We start from the raw sequence: 20,285 nt of genomic DNA, 5'->3' as shown, positions 1-20,285 counted from the left end.
TTAACGGCGAACCAGAAGCTATGAAAGGAATCGTCCATGGCCGCCCGCGACCGCTACTCGCGCAAGCTCGAATGCGCCATGTGCGGCAATTCCGGCTATGCCGAAGTCTCCGAAGACGACATGCCGAGCCGGAAAAACCCGGATTTCGCCGTCGATTCGCTGCCGCGCGGCTTCCTCACGGAGCGTCCGTCGAAATATCCAGATAAACACATGATCCGCTGCCGCTGCGGCCACGTCTTCAAGTTCCAGCAGAAGACCGTCTACGCCGAAGGCGGCGAGCCGCGGCGGCGGTAAAGGCACCCCCCTCTGGCCTGCCGGCCATCTCCCCCTCAAGGGGGGAGATTGGATGGAGCAATGTCTCGCCCAACACAAACGTTGCAATTCAAGCAATGTGCCTTCGTCTTGCCGATCTCCCCCCTTGAGGGGGAGATGCCCGGCAGGGCAGAGGGGGGTATCCCGCCCTACCCGCGCCCGACGAAGGGCATCGCCGTCGCCATCACCGTCATCGTCAGGACATTGGCGTCGAGCGGCAGGCTGGCCATGTAGATCACGGCGTCGGCGACGTGTTTGACCGACATGGTCGGTTCGCTGGCGATCTCGCCATTGGCCTGGAGCACGCCGGCATTCATTCGCGCCGTCATGTCGGTCGCGGCGTTGCCGATGTCGATCTGGCCGCAGGCGATGTCGTATTTGCGGCCGTCGAGCGCGGTCGACTTGGTGAGGCCGGTGATGGCGTGTTTCGTCGCGGTATAGGGTGCCGAATTCGGCCGCGGCGCGGTGGCGGAAATCGAACCGTTGTTGATGATACGTCCGCCGCGCGGGGTTTGGTCCTTCATCAGCTTGAAGGCCTGCTGGGTGCAGAGGAAGGCGCCCGTCAGGTTCGCTGCAAGGATGTTGTTCCACTCCGCAAAGGGAATGTCCTCCAAAAGCCCGGGCGACACGTTCGAGCCGGCATTGTTGACCAGCACGTCGAGCCGGCCGAAGTCCTGCTTCACCTGTTCGAAGGCCGCAGCGACCTGCGCGGGATCGCCGACATCACAGGCGATGGCGCGCACCGGATTGCCCGTTTCAGCGGAAATCTCCGCCGCCGCCGTCTCCAGCACCGCGGCCCGGCGGCCGGTGATGATGACGGCATAACCCTCGGCGCTGAGACCGCGCGCAACCGCAAGCCCGATGCCCGTGCCGCCACCCGTGACGAGTGCGATCCTGTCCTTGCCGGTCCTGCCCCATTCGGTCATGCCATCCTCCTCGTGTTTGCAACCCCTCTCGTTTGGTCGAAATGCAGGAACGCCGCAAGGGGCAAAAAGAAAGCCCCCGGCGCGAACCGGGGGCTTCGAAGCGTTCCTTGAAGGCTCTCAGAACAACGCGGCGGTGTTCTTGACCGTCACCCAGATGCCCCAGATGAGCGGGATGCCGACAACGGCCCAGGCGATGGCCGCCTTGCCGTCGAAGCCACCCTTGCCGATGCCGAAGGAACCGGTCGGACCGGCATTCGCCGCGGCCGTCTTCGCCTGCAACGAGGCGACCTCTTCGTCCGACATGAACCATTTCTCCGCAAGCGGCCGCACCAGCGAATTGGCGACGAGCCCCACCGCCAGCATGCCGGCGAGGATATACATCGTGCCGGTGTAGAGCGACGGCCCCGGCTCGACGCCGGCGGCGATCTGCGCCTCGCGGATATAGTTGACCACGACGGGGCCGACGATGCCGGCCGTCGCCCAGGCCGTCAGCAGGCGGCCATGGATCGCGCCCACGAACTGCGTGCCGAAAATGTCGGCGAGATAGGCCGGGATGGTGGCAAAACCACCGCCATACATCGACAGGATGATGCCGAAGGCGAGCACGAAGAGCGCCTTGTTGCCCATGTCGGCCAAGGTGGGTGCGGCGGCATAGAGCACGATGCCGAGCACGAAGAAGGTGTAATAGGTGTTCTTGCGGCCGATCTTGTCAGAGAGCGAGGCCCAGAAGAACCGCCCGCCGATGTTGAACAGCGAGAGCAGGCCGGTGAAGCCGGCGGCAATCGCCGCGATGGCCGCCTTCTGATCGGTGCCGAGCTGGCTGAAGGTCAGGTCCGGCTGACCGATGAGGCGGCCACCGAAGATTTCCTGCAGCATGGGCGAGGCCATGCCGATCACGCCGATGCCGGCCGAGACGTTGAGGCAGAGCACCAGCCAGATCAGCCAGAACTGCGTGGTCTTGTGCGCATCGCGCAGGTGAACGTGCTTGGTGGTGATCATCGTCGACTTGGAGGCCGGCGGCGTCCAGCCTTCCGGACGCCAGCCGGCCGGCGGGATGCGATAGCCAAAGGCACCGCCCATCATGAAGCAGAAATAGATCGCCGCCATCACGAGGAAGGTCTGCCACACGCCGGAGGTGACGTCGGTCTTGAAGGCGTTCATCAGCAGGTTGGCGAGAGGCGCACCGATCATCGCGCCACCGCCGAAGCCCATGATCGCCATGCCGGTCGCCATGCCGCGCCGGTCGGGGAACCATTTGATCAGCGTGGAAACGGGGGAGATGTAGCCGAGGCCGAGGCCGACGCCGCCGATGACGCCGGCACCGAGCCACATCAGCCACAATTGATGGCTCATGACGCCGAGTGCTGCGACGACGATGCCGCCGCACCAGCAGCAGGCCGAGACGAAGCCCGCCTTGCGCGGGCCGACGCGCTCCAGCCAACCGCCCCAGATGGCGGCGGAGCAGCCGAGCAGCACGAAGAACAGCGTGTAGATCCAGCCGAGATCGGCGACGCGCCAGTTGCAGCTCGTGGTGAAGAGTGCGGAGATGAGGTTCAGATCGGCGCAGGCCGGATCCGTTACCGGAATGGCTTTGGACAGCGGCAACCAGAACACGCTGAAGCCATAGGCCATGCCGATACAGAGATGGATGGCAAGGGCGGCCGGCGGAACGAGCCAGCGGTTGAAGCCGGGTTTCGCGATAATGCGCTCCCGGTCGAGGATGCTGCCGGAATAAGTTCCGGCATAGGTCTCGGTCGATGCAGTCATTGGGTCTCCTCCGCGACGCACCCCTCGGTGCGAAGATTTTCGTGATGGGGAGCCGGGCGAAAACCGCCCCTTCGGCACCGCCCGCCCGCATCCTCCGTGCGAAACGCCAGCCACCGAACCTCCCGCGCGAAACCTTGCAAGGCCCGTGCCAAAGCGGATTTCCCGGAAAATCAAGGGTTTGAAGGAAAGAGCGGAATCAGAATGGACAGTTTGTCCGGATGCGACGGACAAACTGTCCGGTCAGTCGGCCTCGGGCAGCCAGACCGTGAAGGTGGCGCCCTCACCCGCACGGCTGGCGACCGCGATGGCGCCGCCCTGCCGCGTCACCAGCGTCTGGCTGATGGAAAGGCCGAGGCCGGTTCCCTCCTGCCGCTTGGTGGTGAAGAACGGATCGAAAACCTTGGCGACGAGGTCCGTGTCCATGCCGACGCCCGTATCGCTGACGACGAGCTCGACGCCCGGCCGCCCGTCGCGGTCGCGATCGCGCGTCGCAATCGTCAGCCGCCCGCCATCCGGCATGGCATGAATGGCATTGACGACGAGGTTGACGACGACCTGTTGCAGCTCGGTGCGGTTCATCAGCACCAGTCGCTCCGCGGTGTTTTCCAGCCGTACCTCGATCGCCGCCCTCGCCAGCAGGTGCTGGACGAGCGGCATGCAATCGGCCACCGCAAGGCCCGGCGCATGGCGGTCGACGAAGCCGGCGAATTCCTCGGGCTTGGCGAATTGCAGGAGTTTCGTGACGATCTGGCTGATGCGCTGGATCTGCTCGTCGAGCAGCTGGAACTCCACCTTCGCCAGTTCCGCCCGGTCGCCCACCACGGCGCGCACGACCTCCAGATTGCCCTGCATGACGGCGATCGGGTTGTTGATCTCGTGCGCGACGCCGGCCGTGATCTCGCCGATGGCGGCGAGCTTTTCCGAGAGGATGAGCTGCTTGGTCGTTGCCTCAAGCTGGCGGTTGGCGAGTTGCAGCTCGCGGGTGCGCTCGTCGACGCGCGCGTTCAGCTCCTCGTTCCAGCGGCGCAGTTCCTGGTCGCTTCGTTCGAGCTGGTTCAAGAGGTCGTCGAGATGCACGGCGACGCGGCCGATCTCGTCCTGGCTGTCGACCGGGCCGGTGCGCGCGCCGAGATCGCCGCTCTCCACCCGCGCGATGGTGGCGTCGACGCGTTCCAAAGGCTCGAAGATGCCACGCGCCCAGCGCAGGAAAATCGGCACGCTCGCCGCCGTGATGGCGAAGAAGGCAGCGACGATGGTGAGCACCGTCTGGTATTTCGCTGCCGTGAACGGCGCTTCCAAGAAGCCGACATAGAGCATGCCGACGCGTTTTCCGTGGCTGTCCGTGATCGGCTCGTAGGCGGAAATGTACCAGTCGTTGACGACGAAGGCGCTGTCGAGCCAGGTGCGCCCCTCGCCGAGCACGGCCGAGCGTACGGCGGCGGAAACGCGCGTGCCCAGAGCGCGCCGCCCCTCGAACAGCCGAACATTGGTGCTGATGCGCACGTCGTCAAGGAACAGCGTCGCCGTGCCCTGGCTGCCCTCCGGCAGGCTCGCCTCGCGGTAGACGAGGTCGTTGATCGTGTCGATGAAGACGAGGTTCTGGTTGAGCAGGATGCCGCCGACGAGCACCGCCTGACGCCCATCGCCGAGCGTGACGGGGCTGGCGCTCTGTATGACCATGCCGCGCGCCTCTTCCTTGCGCTCGGTCGGCACCGCGTTCGGCGTCGAGACGAGCGGCAGCTTGGCGCGGGCGGCGAGATCGGGCGAGAGCTTTTCGAGGTCGGCATTCTCGAAGATGTCGACCCCCGTCGAGGGTTTTCCCGCGAGCGCATCGCGAATGACCGGCCAGTCGGTGCGAAGCGCACCCGCGGTCTCCTCGGTCACCGAGGCGACGAGCCCGCCATCCGGCGCGATCACATAGAGGAAATCGAGCTCCAGCCGTGCCCGGGCGTCGTTCAGAAGGGTCTTCAGCGCCGCACCGTCATTCGCGACATCGCGGAACCGCGCCGAGGCGCCGAGCGCGGTGACGTGCTCGCCGGTATTGTCGAGGATGTGGGCGAGATACTGGTGCGCGATCGTCAGGTCGCCATTGACCTTGGAGATCAGCGTCGCATCGAATTTCTCGTTCCAGCGATAGACCGTGACGCCGAGCAGGAGCGGCAGGATCACCAGCATGGGAAGGAGTGCGATGGCGAGCAGCCGGTAGCGCACCGAGCGCGCCGGCCGGATGGCGTGCCTGCCGTCAGCCATCCCAGGCAGCCAGTTTTCGATCAATGGTCTTGCGCGAAATGCCGAGCTGGCGCGCCGCCTCGTCGCGCTGGCCGTTGCAGGCGGAGAGCACCGCCAGGATGTGGCGCCGCTCGACATCGGCAAGCGACCCGCCCGCCTCGCCCGCCGATGCCGGCGCGCCGGAACCGAAGCCCTCCGGGAACCGGCCGAGGATCAGCGTGCGCTCGATGAGGTTGCGCAGTTCGCGCACATTGCCCGGCCAGTCATAGGCCGAAAGCGCCCGGCGCACCGTCGCGTCGATCGGCACGGCCGGCATGGCGAGCTGGGCCGATAGCTTCTTCATGAAGAGCGTCGCGAGTTCCACCGCGTCGCCATCCCGCTCCTTCAGCGGCGGAAGATGGATCTGCATGACATTGATGCGGAAGAACAGGTCGGCGCGGAACCGCCCTGCCTGCACCTCCTTCTCCAGTTCCGCATTGGTGGCGAAGACGAAGCGCAGGTCCACCGGCACCTCGCGCTCGGAGCCGACGGGGCGCACCTTGCGGTCCTCCAGCACGCGCAGCAGCTTGCTCTGCGTTGCCGGCGGCATTTCGCTGATCTCGTCGAGGAACAGCGTGCCGCCCTGCGCATGCAGGAACAGGCCCTCGCGCGCCCGCTCGGCACCGGTGAAGGCGCCCTTGAGATGCCCGAACAGCTCGCTTTCGATCATGTCCGGCGGGATCGCCCCGCAATTGACCGGCACGAAGGGTTTGGCCTCGCGGTCGGAGAGCGTGTGCAGCGAGCGCGCCGCCACTTCCTTGCCCGTGCCGGACTGGCCGGTGAGCAGCACCGTCGTCGGCAGCGGCGCAACGCGGGCGATGGTGTCGCGCACCCGGGCGATGGCCGAGGATTCGCCGATCAGCCGGTCGCGCAGCAGGATATGGTCGGAGGTCGCCTTCAGCTCGTAGCGCAGCACGTAGTTTTCGCGTTGCAGGCGGATGCGGTCGAGGCAGCGCGCCACCGCGTTAAGCAACTGGTTGGAACGGAACGGCTTCAGCACGAAATCGACCGCGCCGGCGCGCAGCGCCTGGATGGCGGTTTCCAGATCGGCATAGGCAGTCATCAGGATGGCGTCGGCGAAGAAGCCGATGGCGCGCTGTTCGGCAAGCCATTCGACGCCGTTCTTGCGCGGCATGATGTTGTCGAGGATCACCACGTCGAAATGGTGCTGGTCGAGCTTGCGCGAGGCCTCGTCCGTATCGGCGGCCAGCTCCAGCCGCTTGCAGCGCGGCGAAAGCGTTCGCATCAGGAAGTTGCGCATGCCCGGCTCGTCATCGACGACGAGGATCGAGGCCTGCGCCAGCCACGGCCCGAATTCCGGGTCGGCGGACGTATCGCGCACCACGCGCGCGGCTTCAGTCGGCACCTCGTCTCCTCCCGATGGTCAGGCGCGTTTGACGTATCGCGCAATTCCGAACGCAAAACAGCTCAACACGTTTGCTGGAATTGCTAGCACCTACCATAAAAAGCCGCCGCCGCGAGCACAAGCACACACGGCGGCGCAGACTGGAGAGACGTCAGGAATGTAGATGTATGCGTTCGCGGCGTTCAAGCATCGCCGCATGTTCCTGATCTATTTGAATTTTCCGGGCATCTTCCATCGCCGCGGCGATGGTTTCGCTAATCACCCGCACACTGTCTTCAGAGATGAGGGGCGATGCCCCACGGCATTCCGCTGCATGCAACTTGCAAAGCGCGCTGGCGAGCAGCCGCGCGTAGTCTTCCGGTTTGCGACCCATGTTCCCCACCTTTTCTTGATTATGACCACAGAAAACCACAGAATAAGTCAGAAAGCCACATATTTCTCACATGCTAATGGAAAAAATTGTGAGTATCCGCCTGCCCCTGCGGAAGGCGGGAATGCTGGAAAACGAGACTGTTCGGAAATGGCGCAGATGGTGCCGCAATGATGCGGTCAGCGGGCGTCCGGAAACATGACGTCTGCCTGGAATCCATCAACACGCCCGGGAATGGGCGAGGTCAGGACAAGGCTTGCGCGCATCTGCGCAAGCAGCCGGTCGGCGATGGACAGGCCGAGCCCGGAACCGGCGGCAAGCGTCTTGCCGCGGGAGAAGCGTTTGCGCACGGTGGACAGCTCCGCATCGGACAAACGGGCCGCCCCGTTTAGAATGCGTACGTTGCCTTCCCCCGTCAGGAGGATCTCGACCGGCTCGTCTACCCGCCCGTGCAGCAGGGCGTTTTCAACGAGGTTGCGCAGCACGATGGCAAAGGCATCGGCGGTGCCCTCGCGTTGCCCCTGCCCGGTGAAATCGTTGCGGAAGCGGATGCGGCCCGCATCTTCCGATGCGCGCTGGAAATCCGTCACCACGACCCCGACGACATCGGCGACGTCGAAGGTGGTTTCGCTGACGCCGATGCCGGCCTCCGCGCGGGCAAGCTGCAGCAGCTTTTCGGTGAGTTTTGTGAGTTTTTGCAGCGATGCCTCGATCTGCTGGGCACGGGCGCGCACCGGCGCGTCCTTCAGCTCGGAGAGAAGAAGCTGCGTCTGCGCCAGCGCGCCGGCAATGGGCGTGCGCAGCTCATGCGCGCTGTTCGAGGTGAATTCCCGCTCGGCGGCGAGCACCGAACGCAGGCGCGCCAGCAGCAGATTGACCGAACGCAGGATCGGCTGAAGCTCCTGCGGCAGGCTAACGGCCTCGATCGCCGCGAGATTGCCGCCGTCCTTCTCGCCGATCGCCGCCCGCAGCGTCTCGACCGGCGAAAGCACGCGCCGCACGACGAACCAGACGGCCAGCACCGTCACCGGCACGATGAGCAGCACCGGCAGCAGCAGCGCGAGCGTGCCTTCGAACATCGCCTCCTGCCGTTCCGCGGCAGAATCCTTCACCTGCACGAAGATGGAACCGTCCGGCGTCGAGGCCGTGTAGAACCGCCCCGTCTCGCCATCGCGGAAACCGACCTTCAACGGTGCCTCGAAGGGCTGTTCGGATGCCGTGTGCGAGTGCAGCAGCACCTGGCCATTCGCGTCGCGCACCTGGTAGGTCAGGTATTCCTCGCCCGGCTGCGACGGCGAGCGCTCGATGCGGCGCGGCTCGTTGATGTCGTTTCGCCGGCGCAGGTCGTCGACCACCAGCGGCACCAGCCGCTCCGCCGTTTCCTGCAGCGAGCTGTCGAAGATCTCGCCGAACTCGTCATGCATGACCAGCGCACCGAAACCCACGGCGACAAGCCACAGCGCCGTGACGCTCGCGGTGATCCACAGCATGAGCTGGCCGGCCAGGCTCTTCGGCGGGAAGGCGAAGGGCTTCCTCATCGGCCGAGCCTGTAGCCGATGCCGCGCAGCGTCTCGACGCAATCCTTGCCGAGCTTCTTGCGCAGCCGGCTGACATAGACTTCCACCGTGTTGCTCTCGATCTCCGAGCCGAAGGCATAGAGCGCCTCCTCGATCTGCCCCTTGGAGACGATGGCTTCGGGCCGGGCGGCGAGCCGCGCCAGCACTGCCCATTCCCGGCTGGAGAGATCGACCGGGGTGCCCTCGCGCAGCACGCGGCGGTCGGCCAGCTGGATGGTCAGCGGCCCCGCTTCCAGCACGGCAACGGCGGCACCGGCATAACGCCGCGCGACAGCGAGCATGCGCGCGCCGAGCTCGCCGAGATTGAACGGCTTGACGAGATAGTCGTCCGCCCCGCTGTTCAGCCCCTCGATGCGGTCGGAAATCTGGTCATGCGCGGTGAGGATGATGACAGGCGTGACGGCGCCTGCGCGGCGCAGGTCCTTGAGCAGGCTGAGCCCGCTCCCGTCCGGCAGGCGCAAGTCGAGCAGCACGAGGTCGTAATCGACCGTGCCGGAGGCCGTGCGGCCATCGTCGAGCGTCTGCATCCAGTCGACGGCATGGCCGAGCCCGGCAACGTAGTCACGCACCGCCTCGCCCAGCACGGCATCGTCCTCGATCAGCAGAATTCTCAAATGCCCGTCTCTCCGCATCGCTGCGACGGTTTTCGCAGGCGCCTTTCGGCGCCGATCACCGTCCGAAGCGGGAGAATACACGGGACAGTTCCCGTTGCCAGCACCCATGCCGATCAGGAGAGCGCCCCCGACCGGCAAGGGGAAACCAGATCGAGCGCCGGATCACGCACTTTCGTCTCCACCCGCATCAGGCCGAGCACCGTGTGGAAGAGATTGTCGTGCGATTGCGGCTTCGTGGTCTCGGCATCGAGGCAGGCGGCCGAATAGGCGGCCTTGGCGGCCTTGCCCAGCCACAGCACGAAGGGCACATGGGTCTGCTGGCTCGGCGCGATCATATAGGGCGCGCCGTGCAGGTAGAGGCCGAATTCGCCGAGCGATTCGCCGTGGTCGGACATATAGAGCATGGAGACGTCGAGCCGGCCCTGCTCCTTCTCCAGCCGGTCGATCACGCCGGCAAGAATGTGGTCCGTATAGAGGATCGTGTTGTCATAGGCGTTGACGATTTCCTCGCGCGTGCAGTCGGAAAACTCGGCGGTGCGGCAATCGGGCGTGAAGCGGCGGAATTCCTGCGGATAGCGCTCGAAATAGGCCGGGCCGTGGCTGCCGATCTGGTGCAGAACCAGCACGGTGTCCTTCTGGACGGAGCCGATCCAGCCGTCGAGATTATCGAGCAGCACCTGGTCCCGGCACTCGCCGCCTGAACAATAATGCGGGTCGCCGCCTTCGATCAGCGAACGCTCCTTGACGCGTGCGGCGATCTTCTTGCTGCCGGTATTGTTGTCCCACCATTCGACGTCCACGCCCGCATGGGAGAGCACGTCGAGCAGGTTCTGCGTCGCCAGTCCCTTGTCATGCGAATAGGCGCTGCGGGTGTAGACGGAGAACATGCAGGGCAGCGAGACGGCCGTCGCCGTGCCGCAGCTCGTCGTGTCGGAAAAATAGCGGATGTCCTTCGCCTTCAGTTCCGGATTGGTCTCGCGACCGTAACCGCCAAGCGAAAAATTGTCGGCCCGAGCGGTCTCGCCGGCAACAACGATCATCAGCCGCGGCTTGCGCGTGCCAAGCGGCGCATCGCCGATCCGGGCGTCCTCGCCGATGGGCGAGGCGACCACATTGCGGTCTGCCGACTGGCGGACGGCGAAGCGGGCGGCGGTGACGAGCGGGATGACGGGGTTCAGCGTCTGGAACCAGTCGCGATGCGTGCGCGCGGTGGCGGCGTAGACCCGGGCATGGGAGAAGCCGGCCACCAGCGCGATGATGAGCGCCGGCACGACGACGACGAGATTGGCCCGCAGTTTCCAGAAGAACGTGTAATGCTGAACGTTCACCCAGACGAGAAGCGCCGAGGGCAGCACCCCGAAGACCAGCATGTGGAAGAGAAAGCCCGGCGTGATCAGGTGTCCGGCCTCTGCACTGTTCGTCTCGGCCGCGTTGCGCAGCATCTCCATGTCGATGATCGCGCCGTAGCTGTCCATGAACCAGGCGCCGGACGCGCTCGTCAGGATCAGCAGGATGAAGATCGGCTTCATCACATATTTCACCGAAACGGCGACGCAGAGCGCGATGTAGAGGCAGGCGATGCCGATGACGATGGAGGCGAAGGTCGTCGCCCGGCCATCGAGGTAGAGCCAGCCCTTTTCCCAGAAGCTCCGGTTGGTCAAGGCCAGCAGATAGATCGCCGTCAGGATGCTGACCGCAATGCTGCCGAGTTGCGGCCGCCAGAAAACGGCTCTGCCGGCCGGGCCGGTTCTTTCGCGCATCGGATGTCCTTTCACGTCTTGTGTCCGGCGCTTCCTGGCGGAGCAAACTGACAGCCGGCTGAACGCGACGTTCAGCGCGGCGTCAGGTTCGACGTGGATAGATCGGCCATTCGAGTATGAGGTGACGCGTGAAATCCAGACTGCTGCATCCGGGAATGCTGTTCGTGACGGCGCTGGTCGTCCTGGTCCTGGCTATCCCGGTCGCCCAGATGCAATTTTCCAGGCCGCATGGCGAGAGCCTGCGGCAGGTGCTGCTGCTGCGCGCCGGCTGACATCAAAATCCGGTTGCAATTTGCAATCAGATTTGCGACAACCGTTCCGCAGACGCGGAGGTTGCCATGAAACCCGTTCTCTACGCCCATCCCTTCTCGAGCTACTGCCAGAAGGCGCTGATCGCGCTTTATGAAAACGGCACCGATTTCGAATACCGCATGCTCGACCACAACGATCCCGACACGCTTGCGGATTTCGAGGCGCGCTGGCCGATCAAGCGCTTTCCGATCCTCGTCGATGGCGAGCGCACCGTCATGGAGGCGAGCGTGGTCATCGAATATCTCGGGCTCTATTATCCGGGACCGGTCAAGCTCATCCCCGACGATCCGAAGGTGGCACTCGACGTGCGTATGCTGGACCGCTTCTTCGACAACTACGTCTCGACGCCGCAGCAGCGCATCGTCTTCAACGCCATCCGACAGGAAAAGGACCGCGATCCCCTCGGCGATGCCGAGGCGCGAAAGATGCTGGAATGCGCCTATGCCTGGCTCGACCGGCACATGGAGGGCAGGCTCTGGGCCTGCGGCGATGCCTTCACGCTCGCCGACTGCGCCGCCGCACCCTTCCTGTTCTACGCGGACTGGACGCATGCCATCGACCCGGCCTTCGCCCGCGTGCACGCCTATCGCCGGCGCCTGCTCGCCCGCCCCTCCTTCGCCCGCGCCGTGGATGAAGGGCGTCCGTACCGCGCGTATTTCCCGCTCGGTGCACCCGACCGCGATTAACCGGCCCGGCAGTGCCGCCGCTCGGCGGCCGTGGAGTCGCGCGCGATGCCGGTGATGACGAGGACCGGCAGGCTCTGGCGCTTGCCGGCAATATCCTGCTCGCGGTCTTCCGTGTGCCCGCTCAGCACGAACCTGCCATAGTAGAGCGCATCCGTTTCACGGATACGTTGCTGATCGGCCTCCGCAAGTCCGCTGATATCGGGAGCCACGCCCCTGAATTCCTCGCCGGTTTCGAGATTGCGCATGGTGGAGGACGGGCACGGCGCCTTCACGCAGCGAAGGCCATTGTCGCAGACGACATAGAGGTTTTCCGCCCCGGCGACCGGCGAAACAAGCAGCGCAAAGATGAGAAAACCGAGACGCATGGCCCACATCCTCCCCGGCGATTGCGGCCAAATCGCGTTACTGCCGTCCGTCCCGTTCCCGGCGCATCTCGGCAAGCGCGCGGATGGCGTCCTGCCGGCCGGTCTCGCTGAGCGCCTCGAAGAGCCGTTGTGCATCGATGCGCATGCCGAGGTTCTTGTAGGCATAGGCGCGCAGCACCATCAGGTCCGTCGGCTCGGCGCGGAACTGCGCCCGCTGGTCGAGATAGACCAGGGTCTCGCGAAACCGTTTCGCCCTGAAACTGCTGACGGCGCGGTCGGAGAGGATGGCGGTCTGCAATTCGGCGCCGCGGCTCTGGTCGAGTGTCGCCTTGGTGGCCGCCACGGCGGCGTCGCTCGTCAGGCCGGCGCGCAGATAGGCGAGGCTCTGGCCATAGGCGGCGTCGCTGCGTGTACGGCCCTCGCCGGACAGCGCGGCCTCGAAGGCCTGCGCGGCTTCCAACGGCCGGTTAATCTCCATCAGGCACCAGCCGAGCGACAGCGCACTCGCGGGGGAAAGGCTGCGCGGATCGCGCGTGCTGCGGCAATCGACGGCCCCTTCCGCCCGCCGCCCCGTGCGCACCACGCGCTGCGGCTTCAGGGCGACCTCTTCGACCGCCGTCTCGCGGGCCGGCAGGCGCCGCTGGGTGCGCGCGACGAGCGCCTCGCGCCCACGCCGCACGGGGGCCGCGTCGTCGCTGGTGTCGCGCTCGCCGAGCAGCGCGATGCGTTCCGAGCGCTCGCCCCAGGCCTGCTTGACCGCGGCAAGGCCGGCAAGGTCCTCCAGCCGCAGCCGCGCCACGCCGAGGCCATAGGCGGCGGGTTCGTAATCCGCCTTCCACTTCAGCACCTGGGCAAACCATTCCTCAGCCGTTGCCGGCTGGTCCATGGCGAGCGCATACCAGCCGAACTGTTCGCCGGTCTCAGGGTGTTTTTCCTCAAGCGTCACCTGCGCAATGCGGTTCAGCACCTTGGCGTCGAGCTTCGGCGGCGGATCGAGCGCGAGCAGGTTGGCGGTCGCGGCGAGATAGGTCGCCATCGCCTGGTCGGAGGTGGTGCGCCAGGCATACATTACATCTTCCGCCTCTATCGGCATCTTGCGGGCAAGCAGGATGAGTGCGAGGCCCTGCGAAGCCGAGGCCGAATCCTCGACGGCGCGCGCCTTGCGGAAGAAGGGTTCGGCGGCAGCGTTCTGCTCGCGGCGCAGGTGATACCAGCCGAGCAGCAGCGCATCGGAGGCAAGCCCCTCGTCCGCAACCAGCTTTTCGACGATCTTCAGATAGGCGGGCGCCACAGTGATCGCGGCATCCTCGTCGCCCTCGCCGACGAAGCGGCGGGCAAGGTCGCCGCGGATCGTCTCGAATTCCTTGACACCGTCCGTGCCGGTGCGCTCGCGGGCGATGAGGTCCTGCATGTCGCTATATTTGAGCAGGGTCGAGGCCTTCTGCACGGTGGCGATGCGCACCGGCCCGTCCGTGCAATTGTCGAGCATATAGCCATAGGCATCCTTGCCGCGCTGCATGCGGTCGGTCTTCACGAAGGCCTCGGCGACGCGCCAGAGCACGTCGGCATCGCTGCAGGTCAACAGGCTCGGCGTCTCCGCCCCGAGGCGCACGACATCCTCGCTCTTGCCGGCATTGGAGGCGGCGACGAGGGCCGCGCGCTTCTCCGCCACGTCGAGACGGTCGACGAGGTCGGCGGGCGGCGTCCATTGCGGGTCTTCCTGCTGGCGCTTGGCGATCGCCGCGCGCACGTCGGCATAGCGCGACTGGCTGTAGAGCGCCCACATCTCCTCGAGCTGCTTGTCTTCGTTGACCGGCACGGCGAGCGGATTTTCCGGCGGGATCCAGGTGGGGTAGAGCGTGCGCAGCCGGGCGATCTCGGCGTTCAGCCGGGCGGTATCGCCGCGTGCCGCGAAGTAGCGCAGCGCACTTTCGTCGACGACCGGCTTGTTCGCGGTGACCGCCGTGACCGGCGTCTGCTCCGTGCCCGTCGCCTGCGCCGTCTGCTGGGCTTGCGCGATTTCCACGCGGTCCTGCTTGGCGAGCCGTGGAAGGCTTTCCTGCGTGCTGCTGGTGGCGAAATCGTCGGTTCCCGCGCCGAGGCGCGGCAAACCTTTCCGCAGCCCTTCAGGCACGCCGAACGACACGCCTGCGACGCTGGCCGCGCCGGCGGAGACGAGGACGAGCGCCACCAGGATCGACTTCATCCCGAATATCCTTCGGTACATCACTAACACCAAGCTCCGGCTTGAACCGCGACGACACCATGCGCCATGAACGTGGAACGCGTCGCCGCGTCCCCCAAGAAGAGCCAACCAATTGTGATAAAACCCTGTTACGGTTAACCGCCGGTAAACGGGCCGCTCAACCGCCCCGTCCGAAGCGGCGAAGGAGACCCGAAGTCGCGATGCCGAGCAGGATCGCCAGCGCGCAAAACAGCACGGCATAGGCGAGAATATTCGAGGACAGCCAGTTCGCAGCGACCAGCCGCATATTGGCAAAGGTCCAGGGCTGCGTGGAGACGAAGCGAGTGCGGCTCACCGCGCGCGTATCCAGCGCCTGCGTGCCCTTGCTGTCGAGGCTCACATAACCGTCGAGCTGCTGCCAGCGGTCGTCCTGCGCCATTGCCGCCATGCCGGCCCTGAGATCGACCCCGGTGGGGGCGGAAAGCACGGTCCAGGTCGCGGTCTCCTCGGGGCTGTTGCCCTGTGCGACCAGGAAGCGCGCGGTGTCGTCCGGCACGACGAGTTCCTCTTCGCCGGGCAATAGGCGCAGCGAAGAGAGCGAAATGTCGAACGTCTCCTGCAACCAGGTTTCAAGCGCCGAAATCTGCCCGCGCCACGAACCGCCGCGCACGCGCGACTGCCATTCGTCGAAGGCCTCCTGCGTCGCGCCGCGTTCCCCGCCGCCATCGGCCGGGCCGCCCCAGGAGGAGGCGCTTTCGGCGGCAATATGCGTCTGGCCGAGCACGAGCGGCGGAAGCTGCGAGATGGTGCCGACGAGAATGGCGTTGCGCTCGCCGATCGCCAGCGCCGAGGATTCCGGCCGCACCAGCAGCGCCCGCCCGCTCGAAACCGCCATCTTGCCGAGGAAGGTCGCGCTCGTCGAAAGCGTGTCCGCGTCGAGACGGTCGAGATAGAGTGCGGTCGGATCGACCTGGCCGTTATAGGGAAAACCCGTGCCGGACAGAGCGGACAGGTTCGGCAAGCGCGCCACGCGGGCAAAGCGCGGCATGCGGAATTCGGACGAATCGAACAGCGCGAACCGCGGCTCCTCGCTGGCGCTGGCGCCCGGCGCGCAGATCTTGTCCGCCTCCGTCATCAGCACGGTCTCGATGTCGACGCGGTTCGGCCCCGGCCGGAAATGCCGCATGGTCACGCGGATCGGCAGATGGCGGAAAATGCCGCCGTTGCGGCTGGTGATCGGCACGGTGGTGGCGATGTTGCCGTTGACATAGATGTCGATATGGCTGCCCGGCAGCACTTCCGGCGAATAGGCCGCATCGAGCAGCAGCCGCGCCTCGCCATAGGCATCCGCATAGAAATCCGACGGGATGCCGATGTCAAAGCCGGTGCGGTAGCGCCGCCCGGTGAACTCGCCGGTGCGCACGCCAAGCGAGGCGAAGGACAGCGACATCTCGCCGGAGACCAGCGGCATTTCGGTGGCATTGCGCTGGCGCACGCTGAGCGCCTCGCGCGTCACGCCGAGCGGCCGGTCGATGGGCGCCAGCATGCCCTCCACCGCCCCCTCGATCGAGGGCCAGTCCGGCCCGCTGACGACGAAGATCTTGCGGTTACCCGCCGGCGCATCGACGAAGGTGGCGACCGCGGAGGACCGCGCCGTTACCGGCAGGCTCGGCAGCATCGCCGCCAGGTCGTCGGCGGTGCCGACCAGCACCGTCATCTCGCCGGCACCCGCCGTCGCCGGCAACGCGTCAACGATATCGAACGTCTGGTTCGGCATCTTCGCCATCAGGGCGAGGCCCTGGCTCAGCCGCATCAGCGCATTGGTGGCGACCGGCTGGCCCATGTCCGGCGCCACCATGACGAATTTCGTCTGCCCGGTCGGCCCAAGCCCGATGGCGGCGATGTCGTCGGTGGTCAGAAGCCGGCCGCTGGTATCGGCCGGCACCGTCAGGAAGGTGCGCGACGGATCGACCGCGGTCCACAGGTCGTAGGTCGAGCGGACCGTACAGTCGGTGCGGTGGCGGTGCACGGCGTTGAAGGTGACACGGTTGAGACCCGGCCGGAGCAGGCCCTTGGGCAGGTCGAACCGCATGTCCTTGGTGCCTTCGGCCGATTGCACTGGCAGTTCGCCGACCGAAACGTCGTTGACGACGACGGTGAGCCGCGAGGATTCCGGCGCCACCACGACGGCATTGGAATAACCGAGGTTGATCGACGTCGCGCTCTCGGCCTGCTGCGGGGTCAGGAAGACCGGGAAGGACTGGCTTGCCGCCTCCCCTTCGAGAAGCAGCGAGGTCGCGGGAACGATATAGCGCCGGGTCAGCGGATCGGGCGTCGCAACCTTCTTTTCCGGCTCCTTGGTTTCGGTCGTCGTCACCGGCGTGCCGCCCTCGACGATCGGCTTCTGCTCCGTGCCCGGCGCGCGTTCGCCGGACATGTCGAAGGGCACGGTCGAATCCTGGCCGAACGCGACGGACGCGGTCAGTGCGAAAGCGAGGCCAAGCAGCGCGGCTTTTGCAGGGAGCAGCATCATGGTGCAGCCTCCCGCTTGCCGCCGCCGAAGCTGCGCGCGAAGTAAACGAGCCCGCGGCTCGTCTGGTAGAGGGCGACGCCCAGGAACCACAGCGAGCCGCGGAACAGGCCCGGATTGTAGCGCCGCGACACCTGGAAATCGCTCCACTGGTTAGAATTGGCGAAGATCAGGTCGGCGACGAGCGAATGATGCCGCGCCTCCTCCGGCAGGAAACGGCAACCGACGGCGACCACGCTGCCCTGGTTTTCCACATTGCGCACATCGACCGGCAGGGCTTCCTCGTGATCGGAGCCATAGGGCGTGAAACGCAGCTCGCCGCGGACACCCGTCGCAAGCTCCGCCTCCAGGCCGAAGACCTGCACGCGCGCGCCATGGGCCGAAACGTTCTCCAGCGTGGCCGGATGGTGCAGGCCGCCGGCGACGAAGGTGCAGCGCCGCTTGACGGTCACGCGCCGGCTCGCCGCCCGCTCGCTGCGCTCCGAAACGACGCCGAGTGCACAGCCGGCGATGAGGAGGTTCAAGAGGTTCCAGGCGCCGACGACGAGTGTCACGTCCGCCTTGTAGGGCTCGGAATAGAAGCGGTAGATGCTCATCAGGAAGGCGATGAACAGCACGGCGAAGATGACGAAGAACGGCCGGCTGATTTCCGACAGCCGCGCCACCGCGATCGATTCGTCCTTCGCCGTCACCTTGAAGGTCGGTTTGGTCGGGTTCAGCATCACCGAGACGACGGCCGGCAGCAGATGCACGCTCTGCACATATTCGTAGAGCTCGGAAATCCACGGCCAGCGGAACGAGCCGTAAAGGTAGTTCTGCATCATCAGGTTCACGAGCATGTAGGCGAGCGTATAGCCGAGGAACTCGCCGCCCGATGCCGTGAAGATTTCGAGGTCGAAGAACAGGTAGAACAGCGGCGCGAAGAGGAAGATCGTGCGCGGGAACGGAAACAACCAAAACAGCATCGACGACATGTAGCAAAGGCGCTGCGGCACGGTGAGCCCGCGCTTGAACAGCGGAAAGCGGAAGCGCAGGATCTGCATCATGCCCTGCGCCCAGCGGCTGCGTTGGCCGATGAAGCTGGCGAACGTGGCGGGCTGCAGGCCGGCGATCAGCGGCTTGTCGACATAGACGCTGTTCCAGCCGCGCGAATGCAGCGCAAGCGCCGTCTCGCAGTCCTCGGTGATCGAAAGGCCGGAAAAGCCGCCGGCCTCGTTGAGCGCCGTGCGCCGAAGCACCGCCGCCGAGCCGCAGAAGAACGAGGCGTTCCACTTGTCGAGGCCGCGCTGGATGATGCCGTAGAACATCTCGTTCTCGCTCGGCATTGTCTCGAAGGTGCGCAAGTTGCGCTCCAGCGGATCCGGGTTGAGGAAGAAGTGCGGCGTCTGGACGAGGAAGAGTTTCTGGTCGTCCGCGAAATAACCCACCGTCTCGCGCAAAAAATCGCGCGCCGGCGCATGGTCCGCATCGAAGATGGCGATGAGTTCGCCTGTCGAATGCTGCATGCCGTTGTTCATGTTGCCGGCCTTGGCATGTTCGTTGCGGGCGCGGGTCAGGTAGTTGACGTTAAGATCGCGGCAGAGCGCCTGGAGTTCGCGGTGGCGGGCTTCGGCCATCTGCGCCTCGATGACGGCGGCCGCATTGCGCTTCTGCTCCGTGCCGCCATCGTCGAGCAGCCAGACGGTCAGCTTTTCCGCCGGATAATCCATCGCCTTGGCGGCGGCGAGCGTGTTGGCGAGAAGGCCGATATCCTCGTTGTAGCTCGGCACGAACACGTCGACGGAGGGCAGTTTGCCCACCTCCGCGACGCGGCTCTTGCGCGGCGGCAGCGGCATGGCGACGACGAAAAGGCTGAGCGCCAGCATCATCACGCTGTACATTTCAGCGAGGTAGAGCAGGAAGCCGGGAATGAAGTTTTCCAGCTGGTTCAGCGGCGGCAGCGTGCTGGTCGAGCGCCAATAGACGTAGCGCAGCACGACGGCCGTACCGAAGGCGAGCGCGATCAGCCGCCAGATTCCCTCGGCGCGCAACACCTTGATCACCGCCATGAAGGTGACGACCGCGATGCTGGCAACAAGCTGGGTCTGGAGGTTGATGGGCAGCGTGATCACGAGGATCACCACGGCGGAAATCATCGCCCACAGGATGACCGTGCCAATATGTCTCATTCGCCGTCCTTCGCCGTCATAGCGCGTTTGGGCAAACCTTACGCACCATTATGTTAACGAAAAATGAGGTTGGCGGCCCCTAAATCAATTGCAGGTTGTCGATCCGGTGGTCGATGTAACACATACGGGCGACGGCACCACGACGGCCTCGCCTTCGGTTTCCGTGCTCGCCCCGCCCGAAGGCGACGGCACGATGACGGCGTCGCCCGTGTCGAGAAGCGTAGGCTTCTTCTCCGGCAGGCGGCGGGTTGCGGGCACGCGCGCCTCCGTCTCCACGCGAACGGTCGCCACCGGCACCTTGCGCTCCTCCACCGCAACGCGCAGCGGTTGACCGCCGCCGATCTGGCTGTCGACGGAGGCCGGCGTGCCGTATGGGTTCCAGGTCGTGCCGGAGAAGCCGCCGACGATGGTGTAGCCATACATCATCTCGACCAGCTCCTTTTCGCTGGCGCCCGTCTGGCAGACGCGCAGGCGGATCTGGAGCATGCCGAGGCTGTTCAGGTGGTTGCGATCGGCCTCGTCCGAGCGGATCTGCTGCCAGCCGTACAGGCAGCCGTCGTCGCCGGCACCCCGTCCATAGGCATAGCCGAAGGGGCCATAGTTGTTGCGCACGAAATTTGCCGAGATCGCGAGCGAGCGCCCCGGCAGGTAGGTGCGCATCTCGCTGCGGATCGCGCCGTGCTGCACAGGCTTGAAGGCGAGCGCGCCGGCCGGCAGCGCCACCGTTTCCGCCGGCCCGAAGGCCTGGATGCTGATGAAATTCTGGCCGGAAGTGGCGGCGGACGTGGAAAGGGCGATCTGCTGTTCGATCGCATTGGTATATTGCCGCTGGACCACGCTGATGATCGACAGGGAGCCCGGCGCGGGCAGAACCAGCGCGCTTGACGTCGGCACGGTGGTGGAAAGCGTCGCAATGCCGACGCCCGGCCGCGCTGCACAGCCGGCGACCATCGCTGCCGCCGCAAAGGTTGCGAGCAGGGAGACCGTCCGGAACGCCCTGCCGCAACGATCGGAAAATCGAATCGCTGCCGAATCATCCATGAATCACTCATATTTCGCCCGGCCGCGAATAGGAATCC

16 protein-coding genes are annotated in these 20,285 nt (G+C 65.6%); 3 read left to right on the top strand and 13 right to left on the bottom strand.

Annotated features, from left to right (window positions below; all coding sequences use genetic code 11):
- Positions 1–36 precede the first annotated feature (36 nt).
- Positions 37–294 (top strand): hypothetical protein, encoded by a 258-nt coding sequence (locus AC1RWL_RS09950; RefSeq protein WP_256117283.1) that lies wholly within the window; start codon positions 37–39, stop codon positions 292–294.
- 167 nt (positions 295–461) lie between these two features.
- On the opposite strand, the gene AC1RWL_RS09945 is transcribed toward AC1RWL_RS09950, so the two are convergent.
- The 8 genes from AC1RWL_RS09945 to AC1RWL_RS09910 all read right to left on the bottom strand — a co-directional run bounded on the left by AC1RWL_RS09945 (position 462) and on the right by AC1RWL_RS09910 (position 10,960).
- Positions 462–1,238 (bottom strand): SDR family oxidoreductase, encoded by a 777-nt coding sequence (locus AC1RWL_RS09945; protein ID WP_493094909.1) that lies wholly within the window; start codon positions 1,236–1,238, stop codon positions 462–464.
- 117 nt (positions 1,239–1,355) lie between these two features.
- Positions 1,356–3,005 (bottom strand): OFA family MFS transporter, encoded by a 1,650-nt coding sequence (locus AC1RWL_RS09940; RefSeq protein ID WP_493094910.1) that lies wholly within the window; start codon positions 3,003–3,005, stop codon positions 1,356–1,358.
- Positions 3,006–3,245: 240 nt separating this feature from the next.
- Positions 3,246–5,255, bottom strand: a complete 2,010-nt coding sequence (locus AC1RWL_RS09935; protein WP_493094911.1) for a sensor histidine kinase — start codon at positions 5,253–5,255, stop codon at positions 3,246–3,248.
- Complete coding sequence (locus AC1RWL_RS09930; protein ID WP_493094912.1) at positions 5,248–6,639, bottom strand: sigma-54-dependent transcriptional regulator; 1,392 nt, start codon at positions 6,637–6,639, stop codon at positions 5,248–5,250. Before AC1RWL_RS09930 ends, AC1RWL_RS09935 begins: the two co-directional genes overlap by 8 nt.
- 151 nt (positions 6,640–6,790) lie before the next feature.
- Positions 6,791–7,012, bottom strand: a complete 222-nt coding sequence (locus tag AC1RWL_RS09925; RefSeq protein WP_435267878.1) for a hypothetical protein — start codon at positions 7,010–7,012, stop codon at positions 6,791–6,793.
- A gap of 176 nt (positions 7,013–7,188) precedes the next feature.
- A complete protein-coding gene (locus AC1RWL_RS09920) occupies positions 7,189–8,547 on the bottom strand; it encodes a histidine kinase dimerization/phospho-acceptor domain-containing protein (RefSeq protein WP_492646892.1) in 1,359 nt (452 codons plus the stop codon).
- Positions 8,544–9,200, bottom strand: a complete 657-nt coding sequence (locus AC1RWL_RS09915; RefSeq protein WP_493094913.1) for a response regulator transcription factor — start codon at positions 9,198–9,200, stop codon at positions 8,544–8,546. The genes AC1RWL_RS09920 and AC1RWL_RS09915 overlap by 4 nt, the downstream gene beginning before the upstream one ends.
- Positions 9,201–9,313: 113 nt before the next feature.
- On the bottom strand, positions 9,314–10,960 hold the full coding sequence (locus AC1RWL_RS09910) for a phosphoethanolamine transferase (RefSeq protein WP_493094914.1): 1,647 nt from the start codon (positions 10,958–10,960) through the stop codon (positions 9,314–9,316).
- Between the two features lie 128 nt (positions 10,961–11,088).
- Here AC1RWL_RS09910 and AC1RWL_RS09905 point away from each other — a divergent pair, with 128 nt between their 5' ends.
- The gene (locus tag AC1RWL_RS09905; RefSeq protein ID WP_256117295.1) at positions 11,089–11,232 is read left to right on the top strand and encodes a hypothetical protein; all 144 of its coding nucleotides are present in this window, start codon (positions 11,089–11,091) and stop codon (positions 11,230–11,232) included.
- Positions 11,233–11,298: 66 nt separating this feature from the next.
- On the top strand, positions 11,299–11,958 hold the full coding sequence (locus AC1RWL_RS09900) for a glutathione S-transferase family protein (protein WP_493094915.1): 660 nt from the start codon (positions 11,299–11,301) through the stop codon (positions 11,956–11,958).
- Here the strand turns inward: AC1RWL_RS09900 and AC1RWL_RS09895 are convergent.
- The 5 genes from AC1RWL_RS09895 to bcsN all read right to left on the bottom strand — a co-directional run bounded on the left by AC1RWL_RS09895 (position 11,955) and on the right by bcsN (position 20,247).
- Positions 11,955–12,323 carry a hypothetical protein gene (locus tag AC1RWL_RS09895; RefSeq protein WP_493094916.1) on the bottom strand — a complete coding sequence of 123 codons (369 nt, stop codon included), beginning with the start codon at positions 12,321–12,323 and terminating at the stop codon, positions 11,955–11,957. The two genes, AC1RWL_RS09900 and AC1RWL_RS09895, sit on opposite strands and share 4 nt — an antisense overlap.
- Positions 12,324–12,360: 37 nt before the next feature.
- Positions 12,361–14,529: a cellulose synthase gene (locus AC1RWL_RS09890; protein WP_493094917.1), complete on the bottom strand. Its 2,169-nt coding sequence runs from the start codon at positions 14,527–14,529 to the stop codon at positions 12,361–12,363.
- 157 nt (positions 14,530–14,686) lie between these two features.
- A complete protein-coding gene (locus tag AC1RWL_RS09885) occupies positions 14,687–17,041 on the bottom strand; it encodes a cellulose biosynthesis cyclic di-GMP-binding regulatory protein BcsB (protein ID WP_493094918.1) in 2,355 nt (784 codons plus the stop codon).
- Entirely contained in the window at positions 17,038–19,206 is a 2,169-nt protein-coding gene (gene bcsA, locus AC1RWL_RS09880) for a UDP-forming cellulose synthase catalytic subunit (RefSeq protein ID WP_493094919.1), read from the bottom strand. Before bcsA ends, AC1RWL_RS09885 begins: the two co-directional genes overlap by 4 nt.
- 84 nt (positions 19,207–19,290) lie before the next feature.
- A complete protein-coding gene (gene bcsN / locus AC1RWL_RS09875; RefSeq protein WP_493094920.1) occupies positions 19,291–20,247 on the bottom strand; it encodes a cellulose biosynthesis protein BcsN in 957 nt (318 codons plus the stop codon).
- Positions 20,248–20,285 lie beyond the last annotated feature (38 nt).

Source organism: Shinella sp. GW821-FHT10F02 (genome assembly GCF_058809275.1).
This window is presented reverse-complemented; position numbering and strand designations above follow the sequence as displayed.